Source organism: Achromobacter sp. UBA2119 (assembly GCF_002331005.1).
Lineage (GTDB): Bacteria > Pseudomonadota > Gammaproteobacteria > Burkholderiales > Burkholderiaceae_B > Achromobacter > Achromobacter animicus.
Window position 1 is genome coordinate 487632 of sequence record NZ_DCYD01000019.1, and the last position, 17773, is coordinate 505404.

Sequence of the window (17773 nt, forward strand, 5' to 3'; positions counted from 1 at the left end):
ATGTAGTCAACCCTGAACAATGTCGAGCTTGGCGATGCCCAGCGCCAACGTTTTGGCGCCTACGTCGCGGAAGTGGATTTCCGCCTGTGCGTCCTGACCCGCGCCGCTCAGACCGATGATGGTGCCGTCGCCGAAACGCGCGTGACGGACGCCCTGACCCACACGATACTGCTTGTCGCCCACCGTGACGCCGGTTGCGACGCCACGGGGTTGACGCGGCGCAATGGTGTTGGTCGGCTTGCGGCCGAAGGCATCGCCCCGGTTGCCGCCACCCCAGCCCGCGCCCGTGGCGCTGATCGGCGCCAGTCCAGCCTTGGGCGTCAGCCACTTCAGATGCTGCTCGGGAATTTCGTCCAGGAAGCGCGAGCGCATCGCATAGCGCGTCTGGCCATGCAGCATCCGGCTTTGCGCCAGGCTGATGTACAGGCGCTGGCGCGCGCGGGTGATCGCCACATACATCAGGCGGCGTTCTTCTTCGAGGCCGGCGGGCTCGAGGATGCTGTTCTCGTGCGGGAACAGTCCTTCCTCCAGGCCGGTGATGAACACGGCGTCGAACTCCAGGCCCTTCGCGGCATGCACCGTCATGAGCTGGACGGCGTCCTGGCCTTGTTGGGCCTGGTTGTCGCCGGCCTCGAGCGCCGCATGCGACAGGAACGCGGCCAGCGGCGTCAGGTTGTCTCCCGCAACCGCCGGCGCGTCCACCACGCCCGGCATGAGCGTCGACGACGTGTCGTGGTCGGGCACCAGGCCGGCGGGCATGCCGTCGTAGTTTTCCTCGGACGCGAACACGGCCGCGGCCGTGATCAGTTCGTTCAGGTTCTCCAGCCGCTCGGCGCCTTCGCGCTCGGCCTTGTAGTGCGCATTCAGGCCACTGGCTTCGAGCATGTGCTCGACCATTTCGGGCAGCGGCAGCTCGCGCGTTTCTTCGATCAGGCGATGAATCAGTTGCGCAAACTGCGCCAGATTCGAACCGCCCTTGCCGCCGACCAGCGCCACCGCGCCATACAGGCTGGTGTCATGCTGCCGGGCGGCGTCGGCCAACTGCTCTAGCGTGCGCGCCCCGATGCCGCGCGTCGGGAAGTTGACCACCCGCATCCACGAGGTGTCGTCGTGCGGATTGGCCATCAGGCGCAGGTAGGCGAGCGCGTGCTTGATTTCCTGGCGTTCGAAGAAGCGCAGGCCGCCGTAGACCTTGTACGGAATGCCGGCGGAAAAGATGGCGTGTTCGATGACGCGCGACTGCGCGTTGCTGCGATACAGCACGGCGATTTCGCGGCGGTCGCTGCCTTCGTGGATGAGCGAACGGATTTCGTCCACGATCCACTGCGCTTCCATGCCATCGGACGGCTGTTCGATGACGCGGACAGGCTCGCCTTCGCCTTGATCGGTCCAGAGATTCTTGCCCAGGCGGCCCGAGTTGTGACCGATGAGCGCGTTGGCCGAATCCAGGATGTGACCGTAGGACCGGTAGTTCTGCTCCAGGCGGATGACGGTGCCATGCGCGTAGTCGCGCTCGAAGTCGGCCATGTTGCCGACGTTCGCGCCGCGGAACGCGTAGATGGACTGGTCGTCGTCGCCCACGGCAAAAATGGCCGCGCCGCCGCCGGCCAACAGGCGCAGCCACTTGTACTGCAGCGTGTTGGTGTCCTGGAACTCGTCGACCAGGATATGACGGAAGCGGCGCTGATAGTGTTCGCGTACGGGCGCATTGCGCGACAGCAGCTCGTAGGCACGCAGCAGCAATTCGGCGAAGTCGACCACGCCTTCGCGCTGGCACTGGGCTTCGTAGAGCTGGTAGATCTCGATCAGGCGGCGGCGATGGGCGTCGTAGGCTTCGACGTCCGGCGGACGCAGGCCCTCTTCCTTGGCGCCGTTGATGAAGCGCTGCACATCGCGGGGCGGGTACTTTTCGTCGTCGACGCCGTTGGCCTTCATGAGGCGCTTGATGGCCGCAAGCTGGTCCGTGACGTCGAGGATCTGAAAGCTCTGGGGCAGACCGGCGTCGCGATGATGCGCGCGCAGCATGCGGTTGCACAGGCCGTGGAACGTGCCGATCCAGAGGCCGCGCGTATCGATCGGCAGGATCGCCGACATGCGCGCCAGCATCTCGCGGGCGGCCTTGTTGGTGAACGTAACCGCCAGCAGCCCAAAAGGCGAAGCCTGGCCGGTTTGAATCAGCCAGGCCATGCGGGTGGTGAGCACCCGGGTCTTCCCGCTGCCCGCCCCGGCCAAGACCAGGGCGTGCTGCGGTTCTAACGTTACTGCGGCGCGTTGTTCAGGATTTAGCTTCTCTAGCATCATGCCGCGTAGCGGCGCAGATGTTGAGCGAACTGCTCAAGCCCAGCGATGCCGCTTTGCTGGGCGCGCTGGCACCAGGCCTGCAGGTCGTGAAGAAGCTGTTCGCTGCTGGCGCTGGAGCTTTCCCAGATGCGGCCGAGTTCGCGGCGCATCTGCACCAGCGTCGACAGCGACTTGTTCTGGGCGATGGCCTTGTCCACGGCAGCCAGTTGCTCGGGCTGCAGGATATCTTCGTTGCGATGGATGGCGCGACGCACGCTGTGCAGCTTGGTGTAGCCGCATTCGGCGTTGCCTTCCTGGCGCGAAGCCTTCAGCTTGGCGAGTTCTTCACGGGCGGCGCTTTTGATCACGTCCGCATAGCGGGCCATGACTTCGTAGCGGTGCGTGATCACGCCTTGCAGCGTGCGCAGGTCGATGCCCGTGCGGGAGTCGTCCAGCTTGAGCTTGGGCGCAACCTTCTTGATCTTGGCCAGGCCAAAGAACTTCAGGATGTTGATGTAGCACCAGCCGATGTCGAACTCGTACCACTTGGCCGAAAACTTGGCCGACGTGCCGTGGGCGTGGTGGTTGTTGTGCAGCTCTTCGCCGCCGATCACGATGCCCCACGGGAACACGTTGGTGCTGGTGTCCGGGCTGTTGTAGTTGCGGTAGCCCCAGAAGTGGCCGATGCCGTTGACGACGCCGGCGGCCCAGAAGGGAATCCAGGCCATCTGCACAGCCCAGACCGTGACGCCGATCGCGCCGAACAGGGCGACGTCGATGGCGAGCATGGTCAGCACGCCCCACAGGCTGTGCTTGCTGTAGACGTTGCGCTCGAGCCAGTCGTCAGGCGTGCCGTGGCCGAACTTGGCCATGGTTTCCTTGTTGTTCGATTCTTCGCGGTACAGCTCGGCGCCGCGGAACAGAACCTTCCAGATGCCGAACAGCATGGGCGAATGCGGGTCACCTTCCTTTTCGCATTTGGCGTGATGCTTGCGGTGAATAGCCACCCATTCCTTGGTGACCATACCGGTCGTCATCCAGAGCCAGAAGCGGAAGAAGTGCATGACAGCCGGATGGAGATCCAGACCGCGGTGCGCTTGGCTGCGATGGAGAAAAACCGTGACCGCAACAATCGTGATGTGCGTCACGACCAAAGTGAAAACGACGATCTGCCACCAAGTCGCTTGGGTCAGGCCGCCGGCAATGAAGGAGAGGATGTAATCCATAAAGCTGTTATGAGCCTCGCATGAGAAGGTGGCTGAAAGTTTAGCGTACCTTAGCCGTCTGATGACAATCTAGTTTCAAAATAGTTATTGAGAGAAATCAAGGACTAAGGCGCGGTTTTGAGCCAAAAAGCCGCCCTGCGAGCGCTTTGAGCGCGCGCAGAGGCTTTACTTGTGCGGTTGCGGCGGCTTTGCCCAGAGGGGGACGGCCTGAAAATCGCAGTAGCACCGGGTTTTGGCACCATTTGGCGTTTAAAGTTCCAGTCAGGCAAACCCGCAGTCTTGAAGGCGCCACGATACCGGGGCACACTGCACCCCGTTCCGCCCGCCCACTGTCTCAATTCTCCCACGAATGTCGCCCACAACAATGCGTCACCGTTTTTTAACTGTTTTGGCCGCGCTTGGTGTGGCGATATCCGCCCCGGCTTCAGCGCAAACGCTGAAGTCTGGGGACGTCGCCGTCCTGGCTTCTTACTATGAGATCCGCGGGTCGGACTGCCTGGCGCTGCGGGCGCCGCGCGTGTCGATCACCCAGATGCCGACGCTGGGCAAGGCCAGCATCCAGCAGACACGCGGGCAGTCCAATAATTCCGGGCGCTGCGCGTACAAATCGGTGCCGGTGGCGCAGATTGTGTACCAAGCCGACCAGCCGGGTTCCGATACCCTGTCCTGGGAAGTGAAGTACCAGAACAAGACCATCGGAACCCGCCGCTACAGTGCAACGGTGGGCGTTACGCCGGGTCCTTGACCGCGGTTTCCGTTTCTTTGACGTCGGAAGCTTTTACTTCGGCTTGCTCGACGGCGGTTTCCTCGGCCGTAACGGTCTGAGCGTCGGCGCCCGCTTGGGCTTCGGCCTCAGCGCCATCGGCCGCGTCGATCTGGTCGTCCTCGTCGGCGAGGTTGGCTTCAGCAGCCTCGGCGGCATCCGTCCCGGCGCCCTTCTTCTTGCGTTCGAACACAGCGGCAAAGAAGCCGTCGGTGCCGTGCAGATCCGGACGCAGTTGCACGTACGGGCCTTCCAGTTTCAGGGACTCGCAACGGGCGCCCAGGATTTCGGCGGCATCCACACGTTCGAAGTCCGGATGGCTGGCCAGGAAGCGGTCAGCCTGGACTTCGTTTTCCTCGGCCAGCAGGCTGCACGTGGCGTAGACCAGGCGGCCGCCGGGCGCAACGCAGCGCGCGGCGCTGTTCAGGATGCGTTCCTGGAGCTGCCCCAGTTCCGCCAGCGCCTCGGGGTGCTGGCGCCACTTCAGGTCCGGATTGCGGCGCAAGGTGCCGATGCCGCTGCAAGGCGCGTCGACCAGCACGCGCTGGGCTTTGCCGGCCAGGCGCTTCACACGGGCGTCGTTCTCGTTGTCGATCACCACCGGGACCACATTCGAGAGGCCGCTACGGGCAAAGCGCGGCTTGGCGCGCGCCAGGCGGGCCGCCGAGACGTCGAAGGCGTAGAGCCGGCCGGTCGACCGCATCAGCGCGCCCAGCAGCAGCGTCTTGCCGCCGGCGCCTGCGCAGAAATCGATGATCATTTCGCCACGGCGCGGGGCGACCAGCAGGGCCAGCAGTTGGCTGCCTTCGTCCTGGACCTCGATGCTGCCGTTTTCGAACTGGGGCCACCGGTTGATGGCAGGGCGGCCTTCCATCCGGATGCCCCAGGGCGAAAAAGGCATGGCCGTGGGCTCATACCGGCCCGCACCTTGTTGCAGTTCCGCCAGCATGGCGTCGCGCTCGGCCTTGAGCGGGTTCACGCGCAGGTCCAGGCTGGCCTGGCGGTTCAGGGCTTCCACCAGCGTTTCCGGGCTTTCCATGGCGCTCAGGCGCTCGTCCAGCCAGTCGGGGATGCTGCCTCGCACGGCACGGGGCAAGGTCGCGACGTCGATACGGGTGACCCGTTGCAGCCACTCTGCCTCGGCGGCGTCCATGCCCTCCTGCAGGAACTCGGCGCCCAGGGTCGCATTCAGGCCCAGGATGGCAAGACGGCGCGACGCGGGGCCGACACCGCTTTCGCCGTACTGGCGGTAGCGGCGCAGGTGGCGTAGCACGTCATACACGGCCTCGGCGACTTCGGAACGGTCGCGCGCGCCCAGGTTCGGGTGATGGCGCAGCCAGTGCGAGAGCGCGGCGTCGGCCGGATAGGTCCATTGCAGGATTTCGCCCAGCACGCGCTGCACCTGATCGATGCGGATGGCCGCATGCGACAGGCGGGGTCGATTGGACTGGGGCTTTTGCGGGGCGTGATCGCGCTCGCCGCCGCGCGACTCGCCGCGCGGGCCGCCGAAGGAGGAGCGGGAGTCCGAACGTCCCTGCTCATCACGACGGTCCTGGCCGTACGGATTGCGTTCACCGCCTCGGCTTTCGCCACGATCCTGTCCATACGAAACGCGTTCGCCGCCACGGGCACCGCCGCGATCTTGTCCATAGGAGCCGCGACCCTCGCCCCGCTGGCCGCCGAACGACGAGCGCGAGTCCGCGCGCCCCTGACCTTCACGGCGGTCCTGGCTGTACGACCCGCGTTCGCCGCCTCGGCCTTCGCCGCGATCCTGACCAAAGGAGCCCCGGCCTTCGCCACGCTGGCCGCCGAACGACGAGCGGGAGTCCGGGCGTCCCTGGCCTTCACGGCGATCCTGGCTGTACGAACCGCGTTCGCTGCCTCGGCCTTCACCGCGATCCTGACCATAGGAACCACGCCCTTCGCCACGCTGACCGCCAAACGAGGAACGCGAATCCGGGCGTCCTTGCCCTTCGCGGCGGTCCTGGCTGTACGAACCGCGTTCGCTGCCGCGCCCTTCATTGCGCTGTCCACCAAACGACGAGCGGGAGTCGGGGCGGCCCCGGCCCTCGCCGCGGTCCTGGCCGTAGCCGCCGCGATCGCTCGTGCGCTCGTCGCGCGCGCGGTCGCCGGATTCGGCCCGGTCACGCGGCGCCAGTTTGCGGGCGTCGCCTTTGGGACGCGAGAAAAAAGACCGGCCGTCGCGGCCTTCCGAGGCGGCGCCGAAGGAGCCGGCCGGGCGGGAACGCGGGGATTGGGGTTTAGTCATGGTGTATTCCAATAGGGCGGAAGCGTTCCGCCCGAAAAATGCTTTTCAGGGCCGTTCAAGCGGCCGGCGACCAGGAAAAAAGGCGCACGGGGTCGCCCTGGACGGCCACGCGGTGATCGTTTGTCAGGGTAACCCGGCCTTCGGCAAGCCAGCGAACGGCAGCCGGAAAGGCCTGGTGCTCCACGGCCAGCACGCGCTCGGCCAGCAATTCAGGCGTGTCGCCCGCCAGGACCGGCACGCAGCCCTGGGCGATGATGGGCCCGTGGTCCAGCACCGGGGTGACGAAATGCACCGTGCAGCCATGCACGCGCACGCCGGTGGCCAGCGCCTGCGCATGGGTGTGCAGGCCGGGGAATGCGGGCAGCAGCGAGGGGTGGATGTTGACCAGACGGCCGGCGTAATGATTGACGAAGCCGGGCGTCAGCACGCGCATGAACCCGGCCAGGATGACGTAGTCGGGCGCATAGCGATCGATTTCGGCGGCCAGTGCGGTATCGAAGGCTTCGCGGCTGGCGTAGTCCTTGTGATACAGGGCCGCTGTGGGAATGCCCTGCGCGGCGGCCCATTCGAGGCCGCCGGCGTCGGGACGGCTGGCGATCACGGCGGCGATTTCCGCCGGCCAGTGTTCGTCGCGGCAGGCCTCGGCCAGCGCCTGCATATTGCTGCCCCGCCCCGAGATCAGGATGACGAGGCGGCGCTTGATAGAAGAAGTTTCCGGCAAGATGAACAATTCCAAGGGAAAACGGGCGGTTCCAGTCCCGAAATCAGGCGCGCGCCCTGCGCACGCCGTGCCCGCAAAGGCGGCTGAGCCCCCCCTGCGGGTGGGATACGAACAAACCCGTAATCCAAAATTGTAAACTCTCGCTCGTGAAACCATCGCTGCGCATCTACCGATCCCTGCCCCCGCCCGAACGGCGCGCCCCTTGCGCGCTGACAATCGGCAATTTCGACGGCGTCCATCGCGGGCACCAGGCCATGCTTGCCCGCGTCTGCCAGGTGGCCCGCGAACGCGGGCTGACGCCGGCCGTGATGACGTTCGAGCCCCACCCGCGGGAATATTTCGCCACCCTCAACCAGCGTCCGGAACTGGCGCCGACCCGCATTTCGGGGCTGCGCGACAAGCTGGCCGCGCTGGCGCGCTACGGCATATCGCAGGTCGTGGTCGAGCGGTTCAATGCCCGGCTGGCTGAAATGTCGGCCAACGCCTTCATTGAGCACCTACTGGTGCAGGGCCTGCAGACCAAATGGCTGCTCGTGGGCGAGGACTTTCGCTTCGGGCACAAGCGCAGCGGCGATATCGACCTGCTGCGCGAAGCCGGCATGGTGCATGGCTTCGAGGTCCAGACGCTGGCGGACGTGACCGACCGTCAAGGTCACCGCATTTCCAGTTCCGAGGTGCGCACCGCGCTGGCCGTGGGCGACCTGGAACGAGCGCGCCATCTGCTGGGCCACCCGTTCCATATCAGCGGGCACGTGATCCACGGCCAGAAGCTCGGCCGTACGCTCGGCTATCCCACCATGAACCTGCGTGTGGCCGAACGATGCGCCGCGCGGTCGGGCATCTACGTCGTGCAGGTTCATGGGCTGGCCGACCGCGCGCTGCCGGCGGTGGCGAGCCTGGGCGTGCGCCCGACGGTCGAGGACCGCGGCAGAGTGCTGCTTGAGTCACACCTGCTCGACGAGTCCGTCAACGCTTACGGTAAACTCGTACGCGTTGAATTCCTGCAAAAGCTGCGGGACGAAGAAAAATTTCCTGATCTCCCTTCCCTGACTGCCGCCATCGCCGAAGACGCGCGAAACGCGCGCGCCTATTTTGCCGTTCATGGACTATAAAAAGACCCTCAACCTGCCCGATACCCCCTTCCCCATGCGGGGCGACCTCGCCAAGCGCGAGCCCGCCTGGATTGCGCAATGGGAGGAAAACCACGTCTACCAGGCGATCCGTGCGGCCAGCCGCGGCCGGCCGCGCTTCGTGCTGCATGACGGCCCGCCCTATGCGAACGGCGACATCCACATCGGCCACGCGGTCAACAAGATCCTGAAGGACATCATCGTCAAGAGCCGCAACATGGCCGGCTATGACGCGCACTACGTGCCCGGCTGGGACTGCCACGGCATGCCCATCGAGATCCAGATCGAAAAGAAGTACGGAAAGCACCTGCCCGTGGCGGAAGTGCAATCCAAGGCCCGCGCCTACGCCCTCGAACAGATCGATCGCCAGCGCAAGGACTTCAAGCGCCTGGGCGTGCTGGGCGAGTGGGATCGTCCGTACATGACGATGAACTACAGCAACGAGGCCGACGAGATCCGTGCGCTGGGCCGCATCCTGGACAAGGGCTACGTGTTCCGTGGCCTGAAGCCGGTGAACTGGTGTTTTGACTGTGGCTCGGCGCTGGCCGAGGCTGAAGTCGAATACGCGGATCGCGTGGATCCCGCCGTGGACGTCGCGTTCCCGTTCGCCGACCACGAACGGCTGGCCCAAGCGTTCGGCCTGGATTCGGTGGACGACGGCGCCATCGTGATCTGGACGACCACGCCCTGGACCATTCCGTCCAACCAGGCGCTGAACGTCCATCCCGAAATTGAATACGCGCTGGTGCGGGTCACTTCGGCTGCCACGCCCAAGTTCGGTCCCCTGCTGCTCATCGCCAAGGAACGCGTCGAAGCCTGCCTGAAATCGTGGGACCTCGAAGGCGAAGTCATCGCTAGGGCGCCCGGCGAGGCCCTGTCAGGCATCGAGTTCCGCCATCCGCTGGCGCAGTTCAACGCCGCCTACGATCGCAAGGCGCCCGTGTACCTGGGCGACTACGTCACGGCAGACTCCGGCACCGGCGTGGTGCACTCGGCGCCGGCTTACGGTATCGAAGACTTTGTGTCGTGCAAGGAGCACGGCATGAAGGACACCGACTTCATCAGCCCGGTGATGGGCGACGGCAAGTACGTGGACAGCCTGGCGCTTTTTGGCGGCCTGTCGATCTGGGACGCAAACCCCAAGATCGTCGAAGCGCTCAAGGAAGCCGGCGCGCTGATGCACGTCGAAAAGCACAAGCACAGCTATATGCACTGCTGGCGCCACAAGACGCCGATCATCTACCGCGCGACCAGCCAATGGTTCGCGGGCATGGATGTCGCGCCCAAGGATGGCAGCCCGACCCTGCGCGAATCGGCGCTGGCCGGCATCGACGCCACGGCGTTCTACCCCGCGTGGGGCCGCGCCCGTCTGCATGCCATGATCGCCAACCGTCCGGACTGGACCCTGTCGCGCCAGCGCCAGTGGGGCGTCCCGATGGCGTTCTTCGTGCACAAGGAAACCGGCGAACTGCATCCGCGCACGTCCGAATTGCTGGAACAGGTGGCGCAGCGCGTCGAACAGGGCGGCATCGAGGCCTGGCAGGCGCTCGATCCCCGCGAGCTTCTCGGCGACGAAGCCGACCAGTACGAAAAGAACCGCGACACACTGGACGTATGGTTCGACTCGGGCAGCACGCACGCAACGGTGCTGGGCGGCAAGGACGGCGAATTCGCCGGTTCGCATGGCGCTGAACTCGCCTGGCCCGCCGACCTCTACCTGGAAGGCTCGGACCAGCATCGCGGCTGGTTCCATTCGTCGCTCCTGACCGGCTGCATGCTGTACGGCCAGCCGCCCTACAAGGCCCTGCTGACGCACGGCTTCGTGGTGGACGGCCAGGGCCGCAAGATGAGCAAGTCGGTCGGCAACGTGATTGCCCCGCAGAAGGTCTCCGATTCCCTGGGCGCCGAAATCCTGCGCCTGTGGGTGGCCTCCACCGACTACTCGGGTGAGCTGTCGATCTCGGACGAGATCCTCAAGCGCGTGGTGGAAGGCTATCGCCGCATCCGCAACACCCTGCGCTTCCTGTTGGCCAACCTGGCCGACTTCGACGCCGTGTCGCAATCGGTGCCTTACGGCGAACTCTTCGAGATCGACCGCTACGCGCTGGCCATGACGGCGCAGATGCAGTCGGAAGTGCAGGCCAACTACGAACGCTACGATTTCCATCCGGCCGTCTCGCGTTTGCAGACGTTCTGCTCGGAAGACCTGGGCGCGTTCTACCTGGACATCCTGAAAGATCGCCTCTACACGTCGGCCCCCGACAGCCGCGCCCGCCGCTCGGCGCAGACGGCCCTGCTGGACATCACGCAGACGCTGCTCAAGCTGATGGCGCCCATCCTGTCGTTCACGGCGGAGGAGGCCTGGAAGGAACTGGTTGCCTCCGCCCTGAAGAACCAGGCCGACGCAGCCCGCGCCACGATCTTCACCGAGGTCTATCACGTGCTGCCGCCGTTTGCGGACGCCGATGCCCTGACCGCCAAGTGGACGCGCCTGCGCGCCATCCGCGCCGAGGTCCAGCGCAAGCTGGAAGAAGTGCGTACGGCGGGCGATATCGGTTCGTCGCTGCAGGCCGAAGTCGACCTGTACGCCAGCGGCGAAGACCAGCAACTGCTGGCCAGCCTGGGCGACGACCTGCGCTTCGTCCTGATCGTCTCGCGCGCCGCGGTGCACGCGGGCGAAGGTGACACCCGCATCGAGGTCACGCCGTCGGCCCACAAGAAGTGCGAACGTTGCTGGCACTGGCGTCTTGACGTCGGCCAGGACGCCGATCATCCCGAGATCTGCGGCCGCTGCGTGTCCAACCTGTTCGGCTCGGGCGAAGCCCGCGACAAGGCTTGAACATGGCCCGCCCCGCCGAACCCGGAGTGACGGGCGCCGCCCCCGCCCGCGCCGCGCCCGCACGCGTGGGTGGCTGGCTGGCGCTGGCGTTGCTGATCATCGTGCTGGACCAATTGACGAAGGTGTACTTCAACACGTCATTCCAGTACGGCGAGCGCGTCAACATCCTGCCCTTCTTCGACTTCACGCTGGTGTTCAACCGCGGCGCCGCCTTCAGCTTCCTCGCTTCCGAAGAAGGCTGGCAGCGCTGGCTGTTCACCGGACTCGGTGTCGTGGCGGTGGTGGTCATCGTATGGATGCTGCGCCGTACGCACGGCCAGCCGCGTTTCAGCCTGGCGCTGACGCTCATCCTGGGCGGCGCCATCGGCAACGTCATCGACCGAGTGGCCTATGGCCACGTGGTGGACTTTCTGCTCTTCTACTGGAACGACTGGCAGTTCCCCGCCTTCAACCTGGCGGACGTCGGCATCACCTGCGGCGCCGTGCTGCTGGTGCTGGACGAACTGCTTCGTGCCCGCAAGCCGCAAGCGTGACGAGACAAGGGGGGGCAACGCCCCCCTTTTCTGCAGCGCCTTTTTGCAGTGCTTTTTTGCAGCGCCTTCTCCCAAGCGCCGTTTCGAAGCGCCTGTTTGCGCCCCCATTCAGCGGCCCTCTTTGCGCCCCTTTCTGCTTTCATCAGGCCTACCCATGCTGCGCCTTCCGCGACTTTCGTCCGGTTTGATGCCCCCTCTAATGCATGGCGAACGGCGCATTGCGGCAATGCAGAATAAAATCCCTCTCACTTCCACGATTACGCGGCGCTAACCCGCCGCTCCGTCCTCATGCTCGATCTCGCCCGCAAACGCATCGTCCTCGGTCTGACCGGAGGCATCGCATGCTACAAAATCGCCGAGCTGGTGCGGCGCATGACCGAACAAGGCGCCACGGTGGATGTGGTGATGACCGAGGCGGCCACGCACTTCATCACGCCGGTCACCATGCAGGCACTGTCGGGCCGCCCCGTGTTCGTGGACGCCTGGGATGCGCGCGTGCCCAACAACATGGCGCACATCGACCTGACGCGCGGCGCGGACGCCGTGTTGATCGCGCCCGCCAGCGCCGACTTCATGGCCAAGGTGGCACACGGCATGGCCGACGACCTGTTGTCCACGCTGTGCGTGGCCCGCGCCTGTCCGCTGCTGGTGGCGCCCGCCATGAACCGCGAAATGTGGGCTAACCCCGCTACGCAGCGCAACGTCGAAACCCTGCGCGGAGACGGTGTCACCGTGCTGGGCCCCTCGGCGGGCGAACAGGCCTGCGGCGAAACCGGCGACGGCCGGATGCTCGAAGCCCATGAGATCCTGACCGACCTGATCGCCTTCTTCCAGCCCAAGCTCTTGGCCGGCCGCCACGTGCTGCTGACCGCAGGCCCCACCTCTGAACCCGTGGACCCGGTGCGTGTGCTGAGCAACCGGTCTTCCGGCAAGACGGGTTATGCGCTGGCTCGCGCCGCCCGCGAGGCCGGCGCCCGTGTCACCCTCATCACCGGCGCCACATTCCTGCCCATCCCGCGCGGCGTAACCGCCCTGCCCGTCACCACCGCGCGCCAGATGCACGACGCCGTGATGGCCAGTGTGGGCGATGCCGACATCTTCATCGCCGTCGCCGCCGTGGCCGATTGGCGCGTCAAGAACGTCAGCACGCAGAAGCTGAAGAAAACCAGCGAAGGCGGCGGCGCGCCGCTGATGGAATTCGAGCCCAATCCGGACATCCTGGCCGAAGTGGCCAAGCTCGAAAATGGCCCCTGGTGCGTGGGCTTTGCCGCCGAAACGGAAAAGCTGGCCGAGCACGCCGAAGCCAAGCGCACGCGCAAAGGCATCCCGCTGCTGGTCGGCAATCTGGCGCACAAGGTCATGGACGCCGACACCACCGAACTGGTGCTGTTCGACGCGCAAGGCACACACCCGCTGCCCGCCGGCAACAAGCTGGATGCCGCGCGCCGTCTCATCGCGGAGATCGCGGCGCGCATGCCGGCCTGACGCGGTGGCGCATTGCCGCGCTACGCCGCGCCGAGCCTGCGCAAGCGCCGATTGGCTTGCGCAAGCTTCGATGAGCCTAGGCAGGATCCGATAATCGCCGGCCAGCCGCGCGTCATGCTCCGACAAGCCGCCGCCTCTTCTCCGACGCTCCAACAAAAAACGCCAGGCCCTCTCGGGTCTGGCGTTTTGCCTTACAGCGGTTCAAGCCGCTTGCGGCGCCTTACTGCTCCAGGCTGATGTTCGCGGCCTTGACGATGTCCGCCCATTGCTTGCGGTCGTTTTCAAGAAACTCGCTGAACTTCTCGGGCGTCATGCCGGTGACGGGCTCCGAACCCAGGCCGGCCATCTTCTCGATCAGCGCGGGTTGCTTCAGCACGTCCTGCAGTGCGGCGTAATAGGCGGCCAGCACGTCCGCGGGCAGACCGGCGGGCGCGAACACGCCTTGCCACGTCGGCATGTCAAAGCCCTTCAGGCCTTGTTCGTCCAGCGTCGGCACGTTGGGCAATTGCGCGGCGCGCTTGATCGACGCTACCGCAATTGCCTTGACCTTGCCTTGCGACGCCAACGGCGCAGCGGTCGAAATGTTGTCCATCGTCATGGCGATGTGGCCGCCGAGCAGGTCGGTGATCACGGGCGCGGCGCCGCGGTAGGCGGCGTGCGGCACCTTGACGCCCAGCTTGTACAGCATGGTCTCGGCGATCAGGTGGTTGGAGATGCCGACGCCCGCAGTGCCGTACGTGGCAGTCGGCGTTTTCTGGAAATATTCCTTCAGTTCGGCCAGGTTGTTGGCCGGCACGTCCTTGTTCACGATGACCACATTGGGCTGCACCGCGGCCAGCGTGATGGGCGTGAAGTCGGCGGGCTTGTAGTTCGTGCCCTTGGGATTCAGGACATGGGTGATGGCCATGGAACCGGCCGCGGCGATACCGATGGTGTAGCCGTCGGCGGGCGCCTGGCTCAGGCGGTACGCCATGATGTTGCCGCCGGCGCCGGCCAGGTTCTCGACGACGACAGGCTGGCCCAGGCGGGCCGACAGCGGCTCGGCCAGCAGGCGGGCCAGCGTATCGGCCGAACCGCCCGGCGCGAAGCCCACGAGCAGGCGCACGGGTTTGGCGGGCTTCCAGGCGTCGGCGGCATACGCCGACGTGGCCGACAGCGCGGCGACGGCGAATAGAGCGCCAGCGGCGCGGTGCAAGGTACGGCTGATCATAAAAAAACTCCCAACGATTGATTGACGAAGTCGGCTTCGTCTCCTCTCGCCGCTCGCCCGGACCGGCCGCGCGAACCTGTGCGGCCGGAACTTCGGGATTGCGTCCGGCGGCGTTATTCCAGTATTTGTGCCAAGGCCTGCGCGACCAGGCGGTTGGACAACAGCACGGGGCGGCCCGATGCCTGCGCCACGGCTCGGCGCATGGACTGCGCGTAGCCCATGCAGTGCATGACGATCAGATCGCACGACGCCAGTTCGCGTCCGGCGGCCTCGAAGTTGCGGGCGGCCTGCTGCGCGTCGGCCTCGTACGGCGACGCGTGCACGACCTGCGTTTCGCATTCCAGCGGCACGGCCATATGAAAAGCGTCGACCTGCGCTTCCAGCGGAACCACCAGCCCGACCTTTCGGCAATGCTGCGCCAGGCCCGCGACCAGGTGATCCACGACCTGCTGCGGCTCGACCACCAAGGTGCGCATCGGCGCGATGGCCGTGCCGGTGCACAGCGGGACCAGGATGTCGTAGCCCTGCCCGTCCGCCTGGCGCATCACGTCGGCCAAGCGCGCCTCGGCAGCGGCTGCGTCCAGTTCGATCTGGGAACCGTCGCGCATGCGCGTGGCAAAGCGGTATTCGCGCGGTCGCGGCGCCAGCGCGGCCAAAGCTTCCGCGTCCAAGCCGTCGAGCGCGCCGAACTCATCGATGCGCACATGGGCGCCGAGCACGGGCGCCATCTCCGGCACCACGTCGCTACGCGGCGATTGACCGATGGTGAAGAACGCGACGCGGCGCGGTGTGAGGGCGCTCATTGCGCGGCTCCGTCTTCGCGGCCGACGGTCTGCAGGTGCGCCATCGAACCGTAGCGGGCCTGCAGCGCGCCCCACTCGGCGTCGTCGAAGAAGGTCATGGCGCGCTGCCCGTAGAGCTTGGCGACCTCGATGCAAAAGCGCATGGCGACGTCGGCATCCACGGCGTTGGTGACACCCGTGGCGCAACCCGGCACGGTGGTCTGCGCCGTCAAGGCCACGCCGACGACCGGCGCGTCCGTGACGATGGCCGGCTGCATCAGGGAGTTCACGTGCCACAACCCGTTTTCGTAGGGCGTGATGTCCTGCGTGGTCAAGGGCAGCGTCACCGGCAGTTCACCGCTGACCCAACCCATGACGTCCAGCATGGTCTCGGGAATGCGCAGCAGGTAGCCCTGCTTGGCGACCGGCGTGAGCGCCACGCCGCGCTTGTTGACCAGGCGGTTGCCGCGCGTCGTGTCCACCGACAGGATCGCGTCCATGCGCGGATCCACTTCGTGCGACATCATCTCGCGCATGGGGAACGGCGAGCGCATCATCGGCACCGGATGATGCGGCCGCGTGCCGGCGCGCGGGCAGATGTGGGTGCGGATGCGGACCGTGCCGGGCAGCACGTCGCCCTGCTTCGCCATCGCCATCAGCTTGAGCGCGGCGGCAATCGCCACGACCGCACCGTCGCTGTCGGACACCAGGCCCGTCACCGCGGGGCGCGCACCGATGCCGCCCAGCCGGCCGACGATGCCCAATTGCGGAGCCGAATCATCCAGGCCGGGAATCACGATGGACAGAAAATCCGTGGCCAAGCCGTCACGCGCAAGAGGCGTGACCTCGACTTCGCAATTGCCCGCGTCGCGTAGCACCCGTGCCACGGATTCGCCCGTGACGTGCGCGGACGACAGCAATTCGATGGCGTCGATCACCTGCTTCATGCCGGGATCTCCACCGGGCCAGGACGGAACATGCGCGGTTCTTCGCGGCCCAGGAAGAGCGGCGCGTCGTGCGGGCCAACCAGCGCGATCTTAGCGCCGCGCACGCGCAGGCCTGCGCCTTCGGGCAGGCCCAGCACCGGCATGGCCGGATTCAGCGTGCAGAACTCGGCGAGGCGCTGGGCGCGCGTTTCGCCGCGGTGGCCGGGAGGATGCGCGTTGGTGTAGTGCGGATTGATCTGGAAGGACACCAGCCCCAGCGCGTCGAAGCCTTTCGGGTCGGTGATGGGCATGTCGTTCGTCGTGCAGATGGTGGGGCACGTCAGGTTGGAACCCGCGCTCCAGCCCAGGTAGGCCGCGCCCTCGCGCACGCGGCGCGCCACGACGTCGAGCAGGCCCTGGCGGCGCAATTCGCCCAGCAGGTTGAACGTGTTGCCGCCGCCCACGATGATGACGGATGCGCCTTCCAGTGCCGCGACCGGATCCTGCGCGGTGTGCAGGCCCTGGATGGCCAGGCCCGTGTCGGCCAATGCCGACGTGACCAGCGCCGTGTAGTCGTCCCAGTTGCGCGTGACCCCCGCGAACGGCACGAACACGGCCGGCGCGCCTTGCGGCAGGGATTCGATCAGTTCGCGGATGTCGGCCATGGCGTGCACCAGATAGCCGGCGTCGCTGCTGGAATTGCTGAGGAGCAGAAGGTTCATGAATGAGGTCCGATAGGTGATGGTTCTGGATGCGGCGGCGAGGCCGCCACAAGGCATTCAGTAGGTCAGTTCAGCCAGTAGGGATCGTTGAGCTCGCGGCCAAGCGCGCCGACGTGCTGCAGCACGGATTCGCGCAGCACCGCCACGCGCGCCGCATCAGCCTGGAACGAGACAAACGACAGGCAGAGCCCGCGCAGTTCGCCGGTGGCGGGGTCCCGCACAGCTGCCGCGACGGCGCCGATGCCCGGCATAGCCTGGTCGATCGCCACGCCGCAGTGGTCCGCGCGCGTCTGCGCAACCAACGCGGCCAGGTCGCCGACGGTGGCCGGGCAGTCTCGTCCTTCCATTGGCAGCGACTGGGCGGGATCGGCGCCATACAGGGCCTGGAATTCGGTGTCGGTCAGCCGCGACAGCAGCGCCCGGCCCATCGCCGTGCCCGACGCGGCGCGGCGCGATCCGGGCGGCGACAGCACCTGCACGGGGTGCGAGCCATTCAGCCGTTGCAGCACGACGGTCTCGCGCTGATTCAGCGTGGACAGATACGCCGTGAGTCCGCTGTCGTCCGACAGCCGGGCCAGGACGGCGCGGCAGGCCTCGTCCAGTGGCGTGGCGGCCATACCGGCACGCACGGCCTGCGCGAGCAGCGCGCCAGGCCGATAGCGGCGCGTGGCGGCGTCCTGATCGAGCATGCCGTAGTTCTGCATCTGGTTCAGCAGACGCGAAGCCGTGCTTTTCGGCATGGCCAGCCTAGCGGCGACCTCGGTAAAGCTCAGTTCGGCCGCGCCCTCTGCGTACAGCGACAGCACGCGTTGAACGCCGTCAAGAATACTCATGTTTGTTCCATTTAACGGAACTGAAGTTCCTTATTAGCGAACAAGAATAATGCA

Annotated in this window: 15 protein-coding genes; 6 read left to right on the forward strand and 9 right to left on the reverse strand. The window is 66.1% G+C overall.

What is annotated here, in order from left to right; genetic code table 11:
- Window positions 1-6 precede the first annotated feature (6 nt).
- Window positions 7-2301: a UvrD-helicase domain-containing protein gene (locus tag B3098_RS25840; protein ID WP_286899939.1), complete on the reverse strand. Its 2295-nt coding sequence runs from the start codon at window positions 2299-2301 to the stop codon at window positions 7-9.
- Window positions 2298-3434 (reverse strand): DesA family fatty acid desaturase, encoded by a 1137-nt coding sequence (locus B3098_RS25845; protein WP_370633069.1) that lies wholly within the window; start codon window positions 3432-3434, stop codon window positions 2298-2300. Before B3098_RS25845 ends, B3098_RS25840 begins: the two co-directional genes overlap by 4 nt.
- Here B3098_RS25845 and B3098_RS29205 point away from each other — a divergent pair.
- Both B3098_RS29205 and B3098_RS29210 read left to right on the forward strand, forming a co-directional pair.
- On the forward strand, window positions 3354-3530 hold the full coding sequence (locus B3098_RS29205; protein WP_370633070.1) for a hypothetical protein: 177 nt from the start codon (window positions 3354-3356) through the stop codon (window positions 3528-3530). The genes B3098_RS25845 and B3098_RS29205 overlap by 81 nt on opposite strands.
- 493 nt (window positions 3531-4023) lie before the next feature.
- Window positions 4024-4251 (forward strand): hypothetical protein, encoded by a 228-nt coding sequence (locus tag B3098_RS29210; RefSeq protein ID WP_239214023.1) that lies wholly within the window; start codon window positions 4024-4026, stop codon window positions 4249-4251.
- Here the strand turns inward: B3098_RS29210 and B3098_RS29215 are convergent.
- Entirely contained in the window at window positions 4235-5662 is a 1428-nt protein-coding gene (locus tag B3098_RS29215; RefSeq protein WP_313064628.1) for an RsmB/NOP family class I SAM-dependent RNA methyltransferase, read from the reverse strand. The two genes, B3098_RS29210 and B3098_RS29215, sit on opposite strands and share 17 nt — an antisense overlap.
- Before the next feature lie 931 nt (window positions 5663-6593).
- Complete coding sequence (gene purN / locus B3098_RS25860; RefSeq protein WP_175123438.1) at window positions 6594-7259, reverse strand: phosphoribosylglycinamide formyltransferase; 666 nt, start codon at window positions 7257-7259, stop codon at window positions 6594-6596.
- A 146-nt stretch (window positions 7260-7405) separates the two neighbouring features.
- Between purN and B3098_RS25865 the strand changes: the two genes are divergently transcribed.
- The 4 genes from B3098_RS25865 to coaBC all read left to right on the forward strand — a co-directional run bounded on the left by B3098_RS25865 (window position 7406) and on the right by coaBC (window position 13246).
- Entirely contained in the window at window positions 7406-8371 is a 966-nt protein-coding gene (locus B3098_RS25865) for a bifunctional riboflavin kinase/FAD synthetase (RefSeq protein ID WP_175123439.1), read from the forward strand.
- On the forward strand, window positions 8361-11228 hold the full coding sequence (ileS, locus tag B3098_RS25870) for an isoleucine--tRNA ligase (protein WP_286899942.1): 2868 nt from the start codon (window positions 8361-8363) through the stop codon (window positions 11226-11228). The genes B3098_RS25865 and ileS overlap by 11 nt, the downstream gene beginning before the upstream one ends.
- Before the next feature lie 2 nt (window positions 11229-11230).
- Window positions 11231-11761, forward strand: coding sequence for a signal peptidase II (lspA, locus tag B3098_RS25875; RefSeq protein WP_286899944.1), 531 nt, complete (start codon window positions 11231-11233; stop codon window positions 11759-11761).
- Between the two features lie 288 nt (window positions 11762-12049).
- Window positions 12050-13246 carry a bifunctional phosphopantothenoylcysteine decarboxylase/phosphopantothenate--cysteine ligase CoaBC gene (gene coaBC, locus B3098_RS25880; protein ID WP_175123442.1) on the forward strand — a complete coding sequence of 399 codons (1197 nt, stop codon included), beginning with the start codon at window positions 12050-12052 and terminating at the stop codon, window positions 13244-13246.
- Window positions 13247-13466: 220 nt separating this feature from the next.
- Here coaBC and B3098_RS25885 read toward each other — a convergent pair whose 3' ends face one another.
- The 5 genes from B3098_RS25885 to B3098_RS25905 all read right to left on the reverse strand — a co-directional run bounded on the left by B3098_RS25885 (window position 13467) and on the right by B3098_RS25905 (window position 17719).
- Window positions 13467-14456: a Bug family tripartite tricarboxylate transporter substrate binding protein gene (locus tag B3098_RS25885; RefSeq protein ID WP_175183823.1), complete on the reverse strand. Its 990-nt coding sequence runs from the start codon at window positions 14454-14456 to the stop codon at window positions 13467-13469.
- 113 nt (window positions 14457-14569) lie between these two features.
- The gene (locus B3098_RS25890) at window positions 14570-15259 is read right to left on the reverse strand and encodes an AroM family protein (protein ID WP_286899948.1); all 690 of its coding nucleotides are present in this window, start codon (window positions 15257-15259) and stop codon (window positions 14570-14572) included.
- On the reverse strand, window positions 15256-16185 hold the full coding sequence (locus B3098_RS25895) for a DUF1177 domain-containing protein (protein WP_239214016.1): 930 nt from the start codon (window positions 16183-16185) through the stop codon (window positions 15256-15258). The genes B3098_RS25890 and B3098_RS25895 overlap by 4 nt, the downstream gene beginning before the upstream one ends.
- The gene (gene pepE / locus B3098_RS25900) at window positions 16182-16886 is read right to left on the reverse strand and encodes a dipeptidase PepE (RefSeq protein ID WP_175138370.1); all 705 of its coding nucleotides are present in this window, start codon (window positions 16884-16886) and stop codon (window positions 16182-16184) included. Before pepE ends, B3098_RS25895 begins: the two co-directional genes overlap by 4 nt.
- 65 nt (window positions 16887-16951) lie before the next feature.
- Window positions 16952-17719, reverse strand: a complete 768-nt coding sequence (locus B3098_RS25905; RefSeq protein WP_191575594.1) for an IclR family transcriptional regulator — start codon at window positions 17717-17719, stop codon at window positions 16952-16954.
- Window positions 17720-17773 lie beyond the last annotated feature (54 nt).